We start from the raw sequence: 16817 nt of genomic DNA on the forward strand, positions 1-16817 counted from the left end.
GCCTACGTCCCCGGCCGTGCGGTCCCTCCCGTCAGGTCCCCAGTCGCTCACCGGCGGCGATGCGCACGCCCCGGGCCCAGTCGGCGGCCTTCATCGGCTTCTTGCCCTGGGGCTGGACCCACAGCAGTTCGACGGCGTACGAGCCGGTGCCCGCGTACACGTTGTTTTTGCCGACCACGAGTTCGCCCGGGGCCAGGTCGGTGCGGTCCGGGAGGGGGGTGACCTGGATCAGCTTGAGGCGCTCGCCGCGGAAGACGGTCCAGGCGCCGGGCGCGGGGGTGCAGCCGCGGACCACCCGGTCGACCCGCAGGGCCGGGGCGGCGAAGTCGACGTGGGCGTCCTCGACCTGGATCTTCGGGGCCAGGGTGATGCCCTCGGCGGGCTGCGGGACGGCCTTGAGGCTGCCGTCCTCGATGCCGTCCATGGTGGCGGCGAGCAGCCCGGCGCCGGCGAAGGCGAGCCGGGTCAGCAGGTCGCCGCTGGTGTCGGTGGGGCGGACGTCCTCGGTGACGACGCCGTAGACCGGCCCGGAGTCGAGCCCCTCCTCGATCTGGAAGGTGGAGGCGCCGGTGACCTGGTCGCCCGCCATCAGCGCGTGCTGCACGGGAGCGGCGCCGCGCCAGGCGGGCAGCAGCGAGAAGTGCAGGTTGACCCAGCCGTGGGCGGGGATGTCGAGCGCGGCCTTCGGCAGCAGCGCGCCGTAGGCCACCACCGGGCAGCAGTCCGGGGCGATCTCCCGGAGCCGGGCGAGGAAGTCCTCGTCGCGGGGGCGGACGGGCTTGAGGACCTCGATCCCGGCCTCCTCGGCGCGCTGGGCGACGGGGCTGGCGACGAGCCTGCGTCCGCGTCCCGCAGGGGCGTCCGGGCGGGTGACGACGGCGGCCACCTCGTGCCGCCCGGAGGCGAGCAGGGCGTCCAGGGCGGGAACGGCGACCTCGGGGGTGCCTGCGAAGACGAGCTTCATGGGTGGCGATGGCCTGTCTGTCCGGGGGCGTTGCGAGCAGCACACCAGTCTAGGGGGGCGTACGGACGGACGAGCGCCCCGCGCATATGCGTGTACGCCCCCGCAGCGTGACCCAACTCCCCGTGGCGCGTTGGTCAAGAGAGATTGACCGAATCGGGTCGCCGTCCCCCTGCGGCGCCCGCTCCCCCGACGCCGGTTCGAGAGGCTCTTCCATGGCCGACCACGCAACCCACGACGCCCAAGCCCGGGCGAGTCTGCACCTGCTGGTGCGGGACATCGAGCGGGTCCGGCGGCAGGTGGACGCACTGCGCACGCTCACGGCCCAGCTGGGCAACGTCTACCGCCCGCGCCGCTCCGGCCCGTCCACGGGCTTCGTCGTCTACGGACGCGCCCCCGCCCCGACGGTCCGCCTCGCCCAGGAGCTGCGGGACAGCGTCGAGACGCTGGTGACCGCCGCGGTCGACTTCGACCGGTCCCTCGGGTTCTCCTGGGACGCGGTGGGCTCCGCGCTCGGCGTCACCAAGCAGGCCGTCCACCGCCGCTACGGAGCCCGCCGCGCGCCCCAGCAGGCCGCTCCCGCCGACCAGGACCGCGCCGCCGCGGCCGACCCCGGCGCGACCCGCACGCTCCCGACGGTCCCCGCCGCCCGGTCGATGCCCCCGCAGCCCACCTCGGGCAGCGCCACCCTCCGCGAGGAGCCGCGCACCTCGGCCTTCCCGGGCCCGCGCAACGGCTGACCGCCTCCGGCTCCCCGCGCCGAACGGCACCTCGCGAAGGCCGCCCGTCCCGTCCCCGGGCCGGGCGGCCTTCGCGCGTCCGGGTCCGGGCGGCGTGCACACGTCCTGACTCCGGCGCTCCGGGCGGGCGCGTCAGCCGATGTCCGGCGGGTCGACCCGAACGCGGACCGGGTCGCCGCCGCCACGGGCCAGGCGGGCCGCGCGGGCCTGCTTCAGGGCCGTCGCGAGGGCCGCTCCGCTGCCCGGCGGGACGCGGACGAGGGCCCGGTCCCACTGCTCTCCCGGCGGGGGGTCGCCGGGGCGCCGGGGGCCGCCGGGCCGGACCACCGGCAGCGGGACGGGTCCGAGGACCTCGGCGTCCGGCGGCAGCCCGGCCGCCGCGAGGAAGCCCTCGACGGCCTCGGGGGCCCCGGTCACCGCCGCCATGCGGGAGACGGGCGGGAAGCCCAGCTCGGCCCGCTCCGCGAGCTCCCGCTGGGCGTGGCCGACGGGGTCCCAGCGGACCAGCGCCTGGACGGGCCGGAGGGTCGGCTCGGCGACCACGACGACCGTGCCGCCCTCGCCCTGGCCCCGCACCAGCGAGGCCGCGTCGATCCAGCGCCGCAGCGCCTCCTCCCCCGCGCGCAGGTCGGGCCGGCCGAGCATGGCCCAGCCGTCGAGGAGGAGCGCCGCCGCGTAGCCGCCCTCGGCGACGGGCTCGGCGCCCGGGGTGGAGACGACGAGCGCCGGGCGGCCGGGCACGGCGTCCAGGACGTGGTCGCGTCCGGAGGTGCGCACGGGAACGGCGGGGAACGCCCGGCCCAGCTCCTCCGCCGTCCGCCGGGCCCCGACGATCTGCGCCCGCAGCCGGGTCGAGCCGCAGGCCGCGCAGTGCCAGTCCGGGGCCCCGCGGCCGCACCAGCCGCAGCGCAGCTCCTGCTGGTCGGGGGCCTCCAGCGGACCCGCGCAGTGGCGGCAGCGGGCGGGGGTGCGGCAGCGCTCGCAGGCCAGTCGCGGCACGTAGCCGCGCCGGGGCACCTGGACGAGCACCGGGCCGGTCTTCAGCCCGTCCCGTACGACCTGCCAGGCGAGCGAGGGCAGCCGGGCGGCGCGGGCGGCCTCGTCGCGGGCGAGTTCACCGTCGCCGACGGTCCGGACGAGCGGGGCGGCCCTGCGGACCTGGTCGCGGCCGGCCGCCAGCGGTCTGGCCCAGCCGGACTCGACGAGCTGGGCGGCCTCGACGGTGCAGCTGGTGGAGCCGAGCAGGAAGGCGCAGCGGTCGTGGGCGGCGCGCAGCAGCAGCACCTCGCGGGCGTGCGGCTGCGGGGCGTGGGGTTCGCTGTGGCTGCCGTCGCCGTCGTCCCAGATGACGGCGAGCCCGAGGTCGCGCACGGGGGCGAACATCGCCGCGCGGGTGCCGACGACGGCCCGGACGGCGCCGCGCCGGACGGCGAGCCACTGGCCGTACCGCTTCTCGGGACCGGCCTCCGCGGTGAGCAGGGCGTGCCGGCCCTCCCCCAGGACGGCGGTGAGGGCGGCGTCGACCCGTCCGGCGGCCCGCCCGTCGGGGACGACGACGAGGGCGCCGCGGCCCGAGGCGAGGGTCGCGGCGACGGCGCGGGCGATCTCCTCGGCCCAGTACGGCCCCGGCAGCGCGTTCCACACCGCCCGGGGCGCGCCGCCGCGCGCGAGGGAGTCCAGGAAGGCGGGCCCCTGGTCGTACCGCGTCCAGGTGCCCGGTTCGGGCGGCCGGGGCGGCGGCAGCGGTGCGGGCGAGGGCTTGGACTCGGCCTTGGCGCTGCGCGGGGGCACGGCGAGCTGGAGGACGTCGGCGAGGCTTCCGGCGTACCGGTCGGCGACCGCGCGGGCGAGCCCGAGCAGCTCGGGGCCGAGGACGGGCTCGGGAGAGACGACGTCGGCGAGCGCGGCCAGCGGGCCGGAGTAGTCGGAGGCGGCGCGGCGCTCGACGAGGAAGCCGTCGATGAGCCGCCCGCCCTCGCGCCGCCCGTCGCGCACCTGGTGCGCGCCCGCGCCGAACCGCACGCGGACCCGGACGCCGGGCCGCGCCGCCGCGTCCAGCTCCTCGGGGACCGCGTAGTCGAAGAACTGGTCGAGGTGGAGCGTGCCCTTGTTCACGACGACCCGGGCGACGGGCAGCTCCTTGGCCAGCGCGGCCCCGCGCCAGGTCCGCGGCTTGGCCCGCGGCACCTTCGCCCTGCGCACGGTCTCCCGGATGAGCGCGAGCTGCTCGGGCTCGGCCGTCTCCTCGGGGCTCTCGTTCTCGCTGCTCACAGCCCCATACCTACCAGACGGCACCGACAGCGGGGCAGCGCGAGGCCCGGCACCCCCTGGGGGGTACCGGGCCTCGTGCGTGCGGAGCTCGTCGGGAGCCGGGCGGCCTACAGGCCGGCGGCCTTCCTCAGGGCGTCGACGCGGTCGGTGCGCTCCCAGGTGAAGTCCGGCAGCTCGCGGCCGAAGTGGCCGTAGGCGGCGGTCTGGGAGTAGATCGGGCGGAGCAGGTCGAGGTCGCGGATGATCGCGGCCGGGCGGAGGTCGAAGACCTCGGCGATGGCGTTCTCGATCTTCTCGGTCTCGATCGTGTTCGTGCCGAAGGTCTCGACGAAGAGACCGACGGGCTCGGCCTTGCCGATCGCGTAGGCGACCTGGACCTCGCAGCGGGCGGCCAGGCCGGCCGCGACGACGTTCTTGGCGACCCAGCGCATGGCGTAGGCGGCCGAGCGGTCGACCTTGGACGGGTCCTTGCCGGAGAAGGCGCCGCCGCCGTGGCGGGCCATGCCGCCGTAGGTGTCGATGATGATCTTGCGGCCGGTGAGGCCGGCGTCGCCCATCGGGCCGCCGATCTCGAAGCGGCCGGTCGGGTTCACCAGGAGGCGGTAGCCGTCGGTGTCGAGCTTGATGCCGTCCTCGACGAGCTGCTTCAGCACGTGCTCGACGACGAACTCGCGGATGTCGGGCGCGAGCAGCGACTCGAGGTCGATGTCGGAGGCGTGCTGCGAGGAGACGACCACCGTGTCGAGGCGGACGGCCTTGTCGCCGTCGTACTCGATGGTGACCTGGGTCTTGCCGTCGGGGCGCAGGTAGGGGATGGTCCCGTTCTTGCGGACCTCGGTCAGGCGGCGCGAGAGCCGGTGCGCGAGGTGGATCGGCAGAGGCATCAGCTCGGGGGTCTCGTCCGACGCGTAGCCGAACATCAGGCCCTGGTCGCCGGCGCCCTGCTTGTCCAGCTCGTCCTCGTCGCCCTCGACCCGCTTCTCGTACGCGGTGTCCACGCCCTGGGCGATGTCCGGGGACTGCGATCCGATGGACACCGACACGCCGCAGGAGGCGCCGTCGAAGCCCTTCTTCGAGGAGTCGTAGCCGATCTCGAGGATCTTGTTCCGGACGAGGGTCGGGATGTCCGCCCACGCCTTGGTGGTCACCTCACCGGCGACGTGCACGAGGCCGGTGGTGATCAGCGTCTCGACGGCGACGCGAGAGGTGGGGTCCTCCCGCAGCAGCGCGTCGAGGATGGTGTCGCTGATCTGGTCAGCGATCTTGTCGGGGTGGCCCTCGGTGACGGACTCCGAGGTGAACAGACGACGGGACACAACGCTCCCTGGGGTTGCAGCGGCTGCTGGCTATTCGTTGAGCGGACCGGCAGGGGGCTGCGCCCCGCGACGTTCCAGCGGACAGTCTATCGGTCGTGGTCGGGCGATGGACCAGGTGTCTCGCCTGGCGAATGCCCTGTGCGGGTGAATCCGGCCGCGGGCGCGCCGGGCCCGTCCCCGGGCGGGCCGCGCGAGGGGGCGCGCGATGGGGCGCAGATCACATGCGTCCCGGCGGTTCGCGCCCCTGCGCGGGCCGTGCCGGGGCGCGCGGCGAGCGCTCCGATCCGGCCTTTCGGCTCCGGGCGGCCCGATCCGTCAGGTCGCGGGTCGCAGGCGCGGCAGGACGAGGTCCCAGACCGTCTCCGCGAGGGCTTCCTTCGGACCGTACGGTACGGGGGTCTCGGCGCCGTCCGCGGCGAGGACGACGGCCTCGTTCTCCTCGGAGCCGAACGTCTTGCGCTCGCCGACCTCGTTGACGACGAGGAGGTCGCAGCCCTTGCGGCGCAGCTTGGCGCGGCCGTTGGCGAGGACGTCGTCGGTCTCGGCGGCGAAGCCGACGACCACCTGGCCGGGCAGGGCGCGGTCGGCGGAGAGCTCGGCGAGGACGTCGGGGTTGCGGACGAGTTCGACGGTCGGCGCGCCCCCGTCGTCGGTCTTCTTGATCTTCCCGGCCGCGTAGACGGCGGGCCGGAAGTCGGCGACGGCCGCAGCCATGACCACGGCGTCGGCGTCGGCGGCCGCCTTGAGGACGGCCTCGCGGAGCTGGACGGCGGTGCCGACGTGGACGACGTCGACGCCGGCCGGGTCGGGGATGCCGGTGTTGGCCTCGACGAGGGTGACGCGGGCGCCGCGGGCGGCGGCGGCCCTGGCGAGGGCGTATCCCTGCTTGCCGGAGGAGCGGTTGCCCAGGTAGCGGACGGGGTCCAGGGGCTCGCGGGTGCCGCCGGCGCTGACGACGACGTGGCGGCCGGCGAGGTCGGGGGTGGTGACGCCGCGGGCGAGGATCCGCCTGCAGACCTCGAAGATCTCGCCGGGGTCGGGGAGCCGGCCCTTGCCGGTGTCGACGCCGGTGAGCCGGCCGACGGCGGGCTCGATGACGACGGCGCCGCGGCGGCGGAGGGTGGCCACGTTCTCCTGCGTCGCCGGGTGCTCCCACATCTCGGTGTGCATGGCGGGGGCGAAGACGACCGGACAGCGCGCGGTGAGCAGCGTGTTGGTGAGGAGGTCGTCGGCGAGGCCGTGGGCGGCCTTGGCGAGCATGTCGGCGGTGGCGGGGGCGACGACGACGAGGTCGGCGGCCTGGCCGATGCGGACGTGCGGTACCTCGTGGACGGAGTCCCACACCTCGGTGGAGACGGGGTTCCCGGAGAGCGCGGACCAGGTGGCCGCGCCGACGAAGTGCAGCGCGGAGTCGGTGGGGACCACGCGCACGTCGTGGCCGGACTCGGTCAGTCGGCGCAGCAGCTCGCACGCCTTGTAGGCGGCGATGCCGCCGCTCACGCCCAGGACGACCTTCGGCTCGGTCACGACTTCCACGTCTCCCCGCACTCGGATGCGTACGACTCCATGAGACACCAGAGGCCCGGCGGTTGGTCCGCCGGGCCTCTGGTGACAAGCGTTACACGCCGTGCATGCCGTGCATGCTCACTGGGCCGGGCCCTCGATGGCCTCGGACGTCAGCAGACCCGCGTTGATCTCGCGCAGGGCGATGGAGAGCGGCTTCTCGTGCACGTGGGTGTCGACGAGCGGACCCACGTATTCGAGCAGGCCCTCACCGAGCTGCGAGTAGTACGCGTTGATCTGACGCGCGCGCTTGGCCGCGTAGATCACGAGGCTGTACTTCGAGTCCGTGGCCTCGAGCAGCTCGTCGATCGGCGGGTTGATGATGCCCTCGGGCGCGGTGATGGAAGAGGACACGCTCTACCTTCCGAAGATGGAAAAAAGATCAGACAACGTGCATCAACGTTAGCAGCTCGCGTGCGACGTCCTCGACGGAGGTGTTGACGAGGGTGGTGTCGAACTCCGACTCGGCGGCCAGCTCGACCTTCGCGGCCGCCAGGCGGCGCTCGATGACCTCGGGCGACTCGGTGCCGCGGCCGGTGAGCCGGCGGACCAGCTCCTCCCAGCTCGGCGGGGCCAGGAAGACCAGCTGCGAGTCGGCCATGGACTCCTTGACCTGGCGGGCGCCCTGGAGGTCGATCTCCAGGAGCACCGGCTCCCCGGCCTCCAGGCGGTCGAGGACCGCCCGGCGGGGCGTGCCGTAGCGGTTGCCCGCGAACTCGGCCCATTCGAGGAGTTCACCGTTGGCGACGAGCTTGTCGAATTCGTCGTCCGTGACGAAGAAGTACTGGACGCCGTGCTTCTCGCCGGGGCGGGGCTTTCGTGTCGTGGCCGACACCGAGAGCCAGACCTCGGGGTGGACCTTGCGCATATGAGCGACGACCGTGCTCTTGCCGACCCCTGAGGGGCCGGAGAGCACGGTCAGTCGCGGACGTACCTCTGCTGCCATGGGGCGATTATTCCAGCATTACCGGTGTGCCCGGGACGTGTGCCCCGGTTCAGGCTCCGGTGCTGCCGAACTCGCGCTCGAGCGAGGCGATCTGGTTGGAGCCGAGACCACGGACGCGACGGCTCTCGGAGATGCCGAGGCGCTCCATGATCTGCTTGGCACGGACCTTGCCGACGCCCGGCAGGGACTCCAGGAGCGCGGAGACCTTCATCTTGCCGATGACGTCGTTCTCCTGGCCCTGCTTGATGACCTCGTGGAGGGAGGCGCCGGAGTGCTTGAGTCGATTCTTGACCTCGGCCCGCTCCCGGCGAGCCGCGGCGGCCTTTTCGAGCGCGGCTGCGCGCTGTTCAGGGGTAAGGGGCGGAAGAGCCACGCCTACGTCACCTCGGATGTCGAACTGTCGGATACGGACCGGTGGGGACCTGGTCGCCCCGCACCACTGGAGCGACGTCCAACGGTGTGACCGCTGAACGCCTGCTCTGCCCCGGAGACTAGCGGCCGAGGCCGCTCCAGTCAGCGAGAACAGCGGAAAAGTCCTGGTCAGCATCGACCGACCAGGACTTTTCCGGCATAACGACCGGGTTTTGGGCCAAGTTTTCGTCAAGGAGTGAGACGGACCACTCCGCACCCGGCCGATCCGCTCCGACCTGCGGGATTGCGCGGACGGCCGATCAGGCGCCGACGGCCGCCCGGATCTCGTCCGCGTACCGCTCGGCGGCGTCGCGGAGCGCGGCCGCGTCCGGGCCGCTGCGCAGGACGCCCCGGCTGACGTTCGGGACGACGTTGCGGACGGCCGCGCCGAAGACGGCGGGGAGGTCGGCCGGGGTCGCGCCCTGGGCGCCGATGCCGGGGGCGAGGAGGGGACCGTTGATGTCCAGGTCGAAGGAGGACAGGTCGCCGAGGGTGGCGCCGACGACCGCGCCGAAGGAGCCCATGGGGGTCTCCCCCGCGTTCTCCTCGGCGAGGTGGGCGAGCATCGTCGCGCCGATCGTCCGCCCGTCCTCCCGCACGGCCCGCTGGACCTCGGCGCCCTCCGGGTTGGAGGTGAGGGCGAGGACGAAGAGACCGGCGCCGGACTCGCGGGCCAGGTCGACGGCCGGCTTCAGGGAGCCGTAGCCGAGGTACGGGGAGACCGTGAGCGCGTCGGAGAAGAGCGGGGCGTCCTTGCGCAGGAACGTCTCGGCGTAGGCGGCCATCGTGGAGCCGATGTCGCCGCGCTTGGCGTCCATGACGACCAGACCGCCCGCGGCCCGCAGGTCGGCCACGGCGCGCTCCAGGACGGCGATGCCGCGCGAGCCGAAGCGCTCGAAGAACGCGGCCTGCGGCTTGAAGACGGCGACGGTGCCGGCGAGGGCCTCCACGACGGTGAAGGTGAAGCGCTCCAGGCCGGCGATGTCGTCGCCGAGGCCCCAGGAGTCCAGGAGGGAGGCGTGCGGGTCGATGCCGACGCACAGCGGGCCGCGCTCGTCCATGGCGGTGCGCAGGCGGGCGCCGAAGGACGTCGGCGCGGGGTGCTGGCCGGACGACGGGAGGACGGTCATGCGGTGGCCTTTCGGTGGTCGGCGCCGACGGCCTCGGCGAGCGTGGCGTACGGCGAGGCCGCGAGGCGCGCGGCGAGGCCCTTGTGGATCGCCCGGGCGTAGAACGGTCCCTCGTAGATGAAGGCGCTGTACCCCTGGACCAGGGTGGCGCCCGCGAGGATGCGCTGCCAGGCGTCCTCGGCGTTCTCGACGCCGCCGACGCCGACGAGCACCAGACGGTCGCCCACGCGCGCGTACAGGCGGCGCAGGACCTCCAGGGAGCGCTCCTTGACGGGGCGCCCGGAGAGGCCGCCGGTCTCCTTGACCAGGGCCGGGTCGGACGTGAGGCCGAGGCCCTCGCGGGCGATGGTGGTGTTGGTGGCGATGATGCCGTCGAGGCCGAGCTCCAGGGCGAGGTCGGCGACGGCGTCCACGTCCTCGTCGGCGAGGTCGGGGGCGATCTTGACCAGGAGGGGGACGCGGCGGTCGGTGACCGTGCGGTCGGCGGCCTCGCGCACCGCGGTGAGCAGCGGACGCAGCGACTCGGTGGCCTGGAGGTTGCGCAGGCCGGGGGTGTTCGGCGAGGAGACGTTGACGACGAGGTAGTCGGCGTGGGCGGCGAGCCGCTCCGTGGACTTCACGTAGTCGGCGGCGGCCTCGGCCTCCGGCACGACCTTGGTCTTGCCGATGTTGACGCCGACGACGGTCCGGAAGACCGGCGTACGGGCGGCGAGCCGGGCGGCGACGGCGGCGGAGCCCTCGTTGTTGAAGCCCATGCGGTTGATCAGGGCGCGGTCCGGCACCAGCCGGAAGAGCCGCTTCTTGGGGTTGCCGGGCTGCGCCTCGCCGGTCACCGTGCCGATCTCGACGTGGTCGAAGCCGAGCATCGCCATGCCGTCGATCGCGACCGCGTTCTTGTCGAAGCCGGCCGCGAGGCCGAAGGGGCCGTGCATCCGCAGGCCGAGGGCCTCGGTGCGCAGCTCCCGGTACCGGGGGGCGAGGACGGCCGCGACGAAGGTCCGCAGCACGGGGGTGCGGGCGGCGAGCCGGATCCAGCGGAAGGCCAGGTAGTGGGCCTTCTCGGGGTCCATGCGCTTGAAGACGAGGTCGAAGAAGAACTTGTACATGCTGTCGCTCCAGGTCATGACGAGGGGGACACCGCAGGTCTGCCGGTGTCCCCCTCCTCGTACGGGATGCTAGTCGCGGGCCGCGGTGAGGTGCTCCGCGTGCTCCTGGAGCGAGCGGACGCCCACGTCTCCGTGGTTGAGGGCGTCGATGCCCTGGACGGCCGCGGCGAGCGCCTGGACCGTGGTGAGGCACGGGACGCCGCGGGAGACCGCCGCCGTACGGATCTCGTAGCCGTCGAGGCGGCCGCCGGTGCCGTACGGGGTGTTGACGATCAGGTCGACCTGGCCGTCGTGGATCAGCTGGACGATCGTCTTCTCGCCGTTCGGGCCCTCGCCCTCGCTGAGCTTGCGGACGACGGTGGCGTTGATGCCGTTGCGCTTGAGGACCTCGGCGGTGCCGGAGGTGGCCATCAGCTCGAAGCCGTGGGCGACCAGCTCGCGGGCCGGGAAGATCATCGAGCGCTTGTCGCGGTTGGCGACGGAGATGAACGCGCGGCCCTTGGTGGGCAGCGGGCCGTAGGCGCCGGCCTGCGACTTGGCGTAGGCCGTGCCGAAGACCGAGTCGATGCCCATGACCTCGCCGGTGGAGCGCATCTCCGGGCCGAGGACGGTGTCCACGCCGCGGCCGTGGATGTCGCGGAAGCGCGACCACGGCATCACGGCCTCCTTGACGGAGATCGGCGCGTCGAACGGCAGGGTGCCGCCGTCGCCGTTCTTCGGCAGCAGGCCCTCGGCGCGCAGCTCGGCGACGGTGGCGCCGAGCGAGATGCGGGCGGCGGCCTTCGCGAGCGGCACGGCGGTCGCCTTCGAGGTGAAGGGGACGGTCCGGGAGGCGCGCGGGTTGGCCTCGAGGACGTAGAGGATGTCACCGGCCATGGCGAACTGGATGTTGATCAGTCCGCGGACGCCGACGCCCTTGGCGATGGCCTCGGTGGAGGCGCGCAGCCGCTTGATGTCGTAGCCGCCGAGGGTGATCGGGGGCAGGGCGCAGGCCGAGTCGCCGGAGTGGATGCCGGCCTCCTCGATGTGCTCCATGACGCCGCCGAGGTAGAGCTCCTCGCCGTCGTAGAGGGCGTCGACGTCGATCTCGATGGCGTCGTCGAGGAAGCGGTCGACCAGGACCGGCCGGGTGGGGCTGATCTCGGTGGACTCGGCGATGTACGACTCCAGGCGGGCCTCGTCGTACACGATCTCCATGCCGCGGCCGCCGAGCACGTACGAGGGGCGCACGAGGACGGGGTAGCCGATCTCGTCGGCGATGGCCTTGGCGCCGGCGAACGTGGTCGCGGTGCCGTGCTTGGGGGCGGGCAGGCCCGCCTCGGCGAGGACGCGGCCGAAGGCGCCGCGGTCCTCGGCGGCGTGGATGGCCTCAGGGGAGGTGCCGACGACCGGCACGCCGTTGTCCTTGAGCGCCTGCGACAGGCCGAGCGGGGTCTGGCCGCCGAGCTGGACGACGACGCCGGCGATCGGGCCCGCGAGGGACTCGGCGTGGACGATCTCCAGGACGTCCTCCAGGGTGAGCGGCTCGAAGTAGAGCCGGTCGGAGGTGTCGTAGTCGGTGGAGACGGTCTCGGGGTTGCAGTTGACCATCACGGTCTCGTAGCCCGCGTCGCTGAGCGCGAAGGAGGCGTGGACGCAGGAGTAGTCGAACTCGATGCCCTGGCCGATGCGGTTCGGGCCGGAGCCCAGGATGATCACCGCGGGCTTCTCGCGCGGCGCGACCTCGCTCTCCTCGTCGTACGAGGAGTAGAAGTACGGGGTCTTGGCGGCGAACTCGGCGGCGCAGGTGTCGACCGTCTTGTAGACCGGGCGGACGCCGAGGGCGTGGCGGACCTCGCGGACGACGTCCTCGCGCAGGCCGCGGATCTCGGCGATCTGGGCGTCGGAGAAGCCGTGGCGCTTGGCCTCGGCGAGCAGCTCCGGCTCCAGCTTGTCGGCGGCGGCCAGCTCGTCGGCGATCTCCTTGATCAGGAAGAGCTGGTCGACGAACCAGGGGTCGATCTTGGTGGCGTCGAAGACCTCCTCGGGCGTGGCGCCCGCGCGGATGGCCTGCATGACGGTGTTGATGCGGCCGTCGGTGGGGCGGACCGCCTCGCGGAGCAGCTCGGCCTTGTCGCCGGGCTCGCCGGTGAAGGCGAACTGCGAGCCCTTCTTCTCCAGGGAGCGCAGGGCTTTCTGGAGGGCCTCGGTGAAGTTGCGGCCGATCGCCATGGCCTCGCCGACCGACTTCATGGTCGTGGTCAGCGTGGAGTCGGCGGAGGGGAACTTCTCGAAGGCGAAGCGGGGGGCCTTGACGACGACGTAGTCGAGGGTGGGCTCGAAGGACGCCGGGGTCTTCTCCGTGATGTCGTTCGGGATCTCGTCGAGCGTGTAGCCGACGGCGAGCCGGGCGGCGATCTTGGCGATCGGGAAGCCGGTGGCCTTGGAGGCGAGGGCCGAGGAGCGGGAGACGCGCGGGTTCATCTCGATGACGATGATCCGGCCGTCGTCCGGGTTGACGGCGAACTGGATGTTGCAGCCGCCGGTGTCGACGCCGACCTCGCGGATGATCGCGATGCCGATGTCGCGCAGGCGCTGGTACTCGCGGTCGGTGAGGGTCATCGCCGGGGCGACGGTGATCGAGTCACCGGTGTGGACGCCCATCGGGTCGAAGTTCTCGATGGAGCAGACGACCACGACGTTGTCGTTCTTGTCGCGCATCAGCTCCAGCTCGTACTCCTTCCAGCCGAGGATGGACTCCTCCAGGAGCACCTCGGTGGTCGGGGAGAGCGTGAGGCCCTGGCCGGCGATGCGGCGCAGCTCCTCCTCGTCGTGGGCGAAGCCGGAGCCGGCGCCGCCCATGGTGAAGGAGGGGCGGACGACGACGGGGTAGCCGCCGAGCGTCTCGACGCCCTTGAGGACGTCGTCCATGGAGTGGCAGATCACCGAGCGGGCGGACTCGCCGTGGCCGATCTTGGCGCGGACGGCCTCGACGACGCCCTTGAAGAGGTCGCGGTCCTCGCCCTTGTGGATGGCCTCGACGTTGGCGCCGATGAGCTCGACGCCGTACTTGTCGAGGACGCCCTGCTCGTGCATGGAGATCGCGGTGTTGAGCGCGGTCTGGCCGCCGAGGGTGGGCAGGAGGGCGTCGGGGCGCTCCTTGGCGATGATCTTCTCGACGAACTCGGGGGTGATCGGCTCGACGTAGGTGGCGTCGGCGATCTCCGGGTCGGTCATGATCGTGGCCGGGTTGGAGTTGACCAGGATCACCCGCAGGCCCTCGGCCTTGAGGATGCGGCACGCCTGGGTGCCGGAGTAGTCGAACTCGGCGGCCTGGCCGATGACGATCGGGCCGGAGCCGATGACCAGGACGGACTGGATATCGGTGCGCTTAGGCACGCTCGGCCTCCATCAGGGATACGAAACGGTCGAAGAGGTACGCGGCGTCGTGCGGGCCCGCGGCCGCCTCGGGGTGGTACTGGACGGAGAAGGCCGGCTGGTCGAGCAGCTGCAGGCCCTCCACGACGTTGTCGTTCAGGCAGACGTGGGAGACCTCGGCGCGCCCGTAGGGCGTGTCGGAGACCTTGTCGAGGGGCGCGTCGACGGCGAAGCCGTGGTTGTGCGCGGTGACCTCGACCTTGCCGGTGGTGCGGTCCTGGACGGGCTGGTTGATGCCCCGGTGGCCGTACTTCAGCTTGTAGGTGCCGAAGCCGAGGGCGCGGCCGAGGATCTGGTTGCCGAAGCAGATGCCGAAGAGAGGCGTCCGGCGCTCCAGGACGGCCTGCATGACGGCGACGGGGCCGTCGGCGGTGGCGGGGTCGCCGGGGCCGTTCGAGAAGAACACGCCGTCGGGGTCGACCGCGTAGATGTCCTCGGCGGTGGCGGTGGCGGGCAGGACGTGGACCTCGATGCCGCGCTCGGCCATGCGGTGCGGGGTCATGCCCTTGATGCCGAGGTCGACGGCGGCGACGGTGAACTTCTTCTCGCCGATCGCGGGGACGACGTACGTCTCCTTGGTGGCGACCTCGGCGGAGAGGTTCGCGCCCTTCATCTGGGGCTGTGCCTGCACGCGGGCGAGCAGCTCGCCGTCGGGGGCGACGGCCTCGCCGGAGAAGATGCCGACGCGCATGGCGCCGCGCTCGCGGAGGTGCCGGGTGAGGGCGCGGGTGTCGATGCCGGAGATGCCGACGACGCCCTGGCGCTCCAGCTCCTCGTCGAGGGTGCGGGTGGCGCGCCAGCTGGAGGTGACGCGGGCGGGGTCGCGGACGACGTAGCCGGAGACCCAGATGCGGCCGGACTCGGGGTCCTCGTCGTTGACGCCGGTGTTGCCGACGTGGGGGGCCGTCATGACCACGACCTGGCGGTGGTACGACGGGTCGGTGAGGGTCTCCTGGTAGCCGGACATGCCGGTGGAGAACACGGCCTCGCCGAAGGTCTCCCCCACGGCCCCGTAGGCGCGGCCGCGGAAGGTGCGGCCGTCCTCCAGGACGAGTACGGCGGGAACCTTGCTGGCTCCCCTGGTGGAGGTCGTCATCGCGCGATGCCTTCCGTCGTGGTTTCGGTGTGCGTGGAGTTGATGGCCTCGACCCAGGCCGTGTGCTCGGCCGCGCGGTCGGACCGGAAGCCGGAGTCGAGCAGCTTGTCGCCGTGCGCCCAGGTCACGACCAGCAGTCCGCCCTCGGCGAGGACCTTGCCGGCGATGCCCTTGTCGAGGCGGGCCTCGCGCAGGGCGGCGGCCGGGATGAGGAAGTCGTTCGCCCCGGGGCGTACGACCGAGATCCCGGCGTCGGTGAGCGTGAGCTCGACCCGGCTGCGGGTGCCGAGGCCATGGGCGACGATCCGGTCGAGCCACTGCCCGGCGGTCGTGGACCCGTGGTAGCGCCCGCTGAGGGTCAGTGTCGCCGCGCCGGTCGTCTCCGGCACGGTGGGGAGCTCGGGCAGGTCCGACTGGAGGCTGCCGCGCCACTTCCATCCCTGGCGCATGAGCCAGTAGACGAAGGCGATGAAGAGGAGCAGTCCGGCGACCCAGCCGAGCCGCGCGGCCCAGTCGGTCACCTCCGCCGACTTCTGGTCCGCAGCGTCTGCGGCGATGGTGATGAGTGGTGTCACGCCAGCTTCCCGTCCATGACCGTTGCCCTGCCCCGCAGGAAGGTGTGGGTGACGCGCCCCGGCAGCTCGCGGCCCTCGTAGGGGGTGTTGCGGCTGCGGGAGGCGAAGCCCGCGGGGTCCACGACACCACGGTAAGCCGGATCGACCAGCGTCAGGTTCGCGGGCTCACCTGCCGAGACGGGGCGGCCGTGGCCGGTGGCCCGTCCGATCCGCGCGGGGGCGAAGGACATCCGGTCGGCGACGCCGGCCCAGTCGAGGAGGCCGGTCTCGACCATCGTCTGCTGGACGACGGAGAGGGCGGTCTCCAGGCCGACCATGCCCATGGCGGCCGCGGCCCACTCGCAGTCCTTGTCCTCGTGCGGGTGCGGGGCGTGGTCGGTGGCGACGATGTCGATGGTGCCGTCGGCGAGAGCCTCGCGCAGGGCCAGGACGTCACGCTCGGTGCGCAGCGGCGGGTTGACCTTGTAGACGGGGTTGTACGAGCGGACCAGCTCGTCCGTGAGGAGGAGGTGGTGGGGGGTGACCTCGGCGGTGACGTCGATGCCGCGGGACTTGGCCCAGCGGACGATCTCGACGGAGCCGGCGGTGGAGAGGTGGCAGATGTGTACGCGGGAGCCGACGTGCTCGGCGAGGAGGACGTCGCGGGCGATGATCGACTCCTCGGCGACGGCGGGCCAGCCGCCGAGGCCGAGCTCCGCGGAGACGACGCCCTCGTTCATCTGGGCGCCTTCGGTGAGGCGGGGCTCCTGGGCGTGCTGGGCGACGACGCCGCCGAAGGCCTTCACGTACTCCAGGGCGCGGCGCATGATCACGGCGTCGTCGACGCACTTGCCGTCGTCGGAGAAGACGGTGACGCCTGCGGCGGAGTCGTGCATGGCGCCGAGCTCGGCGAGCTTCTTGCCCTCCAGGCCGACGGTGACGGCGCCGATGGGCTGCACGTCGCAGTAGCCGGACTCCTTGCCGAGCCGGTAGACCTGCTCGACGACGCCGGCGGTGTCGGCGACGGGGAAGGTGTTGGCCATGGCGAAGACGGCGGTGAAGCCGCCGGTGGCGGCCGCGCGGGTGCCGGTGAGGACGGTCTCGGAGTCCTCGCGGCCGGGCTCGCGCAGGTGGGTGTGGAGGTCGACGAGGCCGGGCAGCAGGATCTGGCCCTCGGCCTCGACGACGGTGGCGCCCTCGGCGGAGAGGCCTGTGCCGACCTGCGCGATGGTCTCGCCGTCGATCAGGACGTCCTGGACGTCGCCGCCGAGCACCTGCGCACCGCGGATAAGGATCTTGCTCATGG

14 protein-coding genes are annotated in these 16817 nt (G+C 72.9%); 1 reads left to right on the forward strand and 13 read right to left on the reverse strand.

The features are described 5' to 3' along the window. Nucleotides 1–31: 31 nt before the first annotated feature. Nucleotides 32–964 (reverse strand): methionyl-tRNA formyltransferase, encoded by a 933-nt coding sequence (gene fmt / locus ACWDVG_RS11750; protein ID WP_451698598.1) that lies wholly within the window; start codon nucleotides 962–964, stop codon nucleotides 32–34. Between the two features lie 212 nt (nucleotides 965–1176). On the opposite strand from fmt, the gene ACWDVG_RS11755 reads away from it, so the two are divergent. After that, on the forward strand, nucleotides 1177–1701 hold the full coding sequence (locus ACWDVG_RS11755; RefSeq protein ID WP_451698600.1) for a hypothetical protein: 525 nt from the start codon (nucleotides 1177–1179) through the stop codon (nucleotides 1699–1701). 132 nt (nucleotides 1702–1833) lie between these two features. Here ACWDVG_RS11755 and ACWDVG_RS11760 read toward each other — a convergent pair whose 3' ends face one another. The 12 genes from ACWDVG_RS11760 to ACWDVG_RS11815 all read right to left on the reverse strand — a co-directional run bounded on the left by ACWDVG_RS11760 (nucleotide 1834) and on the right by ACWDVG_RS11815 (nucleotide 16815). Next, nucleotides 1834–3972, reverse strand: a complete 2139-nt coding sequence (locus tag ACWDVG_RS11760; RefSeq protein WP_451698602.1) for a primosomal protein N' — start codon at nucleotides 3970–3972, stop codon at nucleotides 1834–1836. Nucleotides 3973–4079: 107 nt separating this feature from the next. Continuing rightward, entirely contained in the window at nucleotides 4080–5288 is a 1209-nt protein-coding gene (gene metK, locus ACWDVG_RS11765; protein ID WP_451698604.1) for a methionine adenosyltransferase, read from the reverse strand. 315 nt (nucleotides 5289–5603) lie between these two features. Further along, a complete protein-coding gene (gene coaBC / locus ACWDVG_RS11770) occupies nucleotides 5604–6815 on the reverse strand; it encodes a bifunctional phosphopantothenoylcysteine decarboxylase/phosphopantothenate--cysteine ligase CoaBC (RefSeq protein WP_451698606.1) in 1212 nt (403 codons plus the stop codon). A 117-nt stretch (nucleotides 6816–6932) separates the two neighbouring features. Beyond that, on the reverse strand, nucleotides 6933–7205 hold the full coding sequence (rpoZ, locus tag ACWDVG_RS11775) for a DNA-directed RNA polymerase subunit omega (RefSeq protein WP_005319902.1): 273 nt from the start codon (nucleotides 7203–7205) through the stop codon (nucleotides 6933–6935). 28 nt (nucleotides 7206–7233) lie between these two features. After that, on the reverse strand, nucleotides 7234–7797 hold the full coding sequence (gene gmk / locus ACWDVG_RS11780; protein ID WP_451698608.1) for a guanylate kinase: 564 nt from the start codon (nucleotides 7795–7797) through the stop codon (nucleotides 7234–7236). 49 nt (nucleotides 7798–7846) lie between these two features. Continuing rightward, nucleotides 7847–8170: an integration host factor gene (locus tag ACWDVG_RS11785; protein WP_026246651.1), complete on the reverse strand. Its 324-nt coding sequence runs from the start codon at nucleotides 8168–8170 to the stop codon at nucleotides 7847–7849. A gap of 298 nt (nucleotides 8171–8468) precedes the next feature. Next, nucleotides 8469–9338 carry an orotidine-5'-phosphate decarboxylase gene (pyrF, locus tag ACWDVG_RS11790; protein ID WP_451698610.1) on the reverse strand — a complete coding sequence of 290 codons (870 nt, stop codon included), beginning with the start codon at nucleotides 9336–9338 and terminating at the stop codon, nucleotides 8469–8471. Further along, nucleotides 9335–10444 (reverse strand): quinone-dependent dihydroorotate dehydrogenase, encoded by a 1110-nt coding sequence (locus ACWDVG_RS11795; protein WP_451698877.1) that lies wholly within the window; start codon nucleotides 10442–10444, stop codon nucleotides 9335–9337. Before ACWDVG_RS11795 ends, pyrF begins: the two co-directional genes overlap by 4 nt. A 69-nt stretch (nucleotides 10445–10513) precedes the next feature. Continuing rightward, nucleotides 10514–13822, reverse strand: coding sequence for a carbamoyl-phosphate synthase large subunit (gene carB, locus ACWDVG_RS11800; protein WP_451698613.1), 3309 nt, complete (start codon nucleotides 13820–13822; stop codon nucleotides 10514–10516). Next, nucleotides 13815–14957 carry a glutamine-hydrolyzing carbamoyl-phosphate synthase small subunit gene (carA, locus tag ACWDVG_RS11805; protein ID WP_451698614.1) on the reverse strand — a complete coding sequence of 381 codons (1143 nt, stop codon included), beginning with the start codon at nucleotides 14955–14957 and terminating at the stop codon, nucleotides 13815–13817. The genes carB and carA overlap by 8 nt, the downstream gene beginning before the upstream one ends. Next, complete coding sequence (locus ACWDVG_RS11810; protein ID WP_451698616.1) at nucleotides 14954–15532, reverse strand: PH-like domain-containing protein; 579 nt, start codon at nucleotides 15530–15532, stop codon at nucleotides 14954–14956. The genes carA and ACWDVG_RS11810 overlap by 4 nt, the downstream gene beginning before the upstream one ends. Next, nucleotides 15529–16815 (reverse strand): dihydroorotase, encoded by a 1287-nt coding sequence (locus tag ACWDVG_RS11815; protein ID WP_451698618.1) that lies wholly within the window; start codon nucleotides 16813–16815, stop codon nucleotides 15529–15531. Before ACWDVG_RS11815 ends, ACWDVG_RS11810 begins: the two co-directional genes overlap by 4 nt. Nucleotides 16816–16817: the final 2 nt, after the last annotated feature.

It is taken from the genome of Streptomyces sp. NPDC003327 (assembly GCF_053589515.1).

Excerpts from the sequence above, each read along its gene's own strand:
- fmt (WP_451698598.1), bottom strand. The coding sequence starts at position 964 with ATGAAGCTCGTCTTCGCAGGCACCCCCGAGGTCGCCGTTCCCGCCCTG.
- ACWDVG_RS11755 (WP_451698600.1), top strand. The coding sequence starts at position 1,177 with ATGGCCGACCACGCAACCCACGACGCCCAAGCCCGGGCGAGTCTGCAC.
- gmk (WP_451698608.1), bottom strand. The coding sequence starts at position 7,797 with ATGGCAGCAGAGGTACGTCCGCGACTGACCGTGCTCTCCGGCCCCTCA.
- pyrF (WP_451698610.1), bottom strand. The coding sequence starts at position 9,338 with ATGACCGTCCTCCCGTCGTCCGGCCAGCACCCCGCGCCGACGTCCTTC.
- ACWDVG_RS11795 (WP_451698877.1), bottom strand. The coding sequence starts at position 10,444 with ATGTACAAGTTCTTCTTCGACCTCGTCTTCAAGCGCATGGACCCCGAG.
- carA (WP_451698614.1), bottom strand. The coding sequence starts at position 14,957 with ATGACGACCTCCACCAGGGGAGCCAGCAAGGTTCCCGCCGTACTCGTC.
- ACWDVG_RS11815 (WP_451698618.1), bottom strand. The coding sequence starts at position 16,815 with ATGAGCAAGATCCTTATCCGCGGTGCGCAGGTGCTCGGCGGCGACGTC.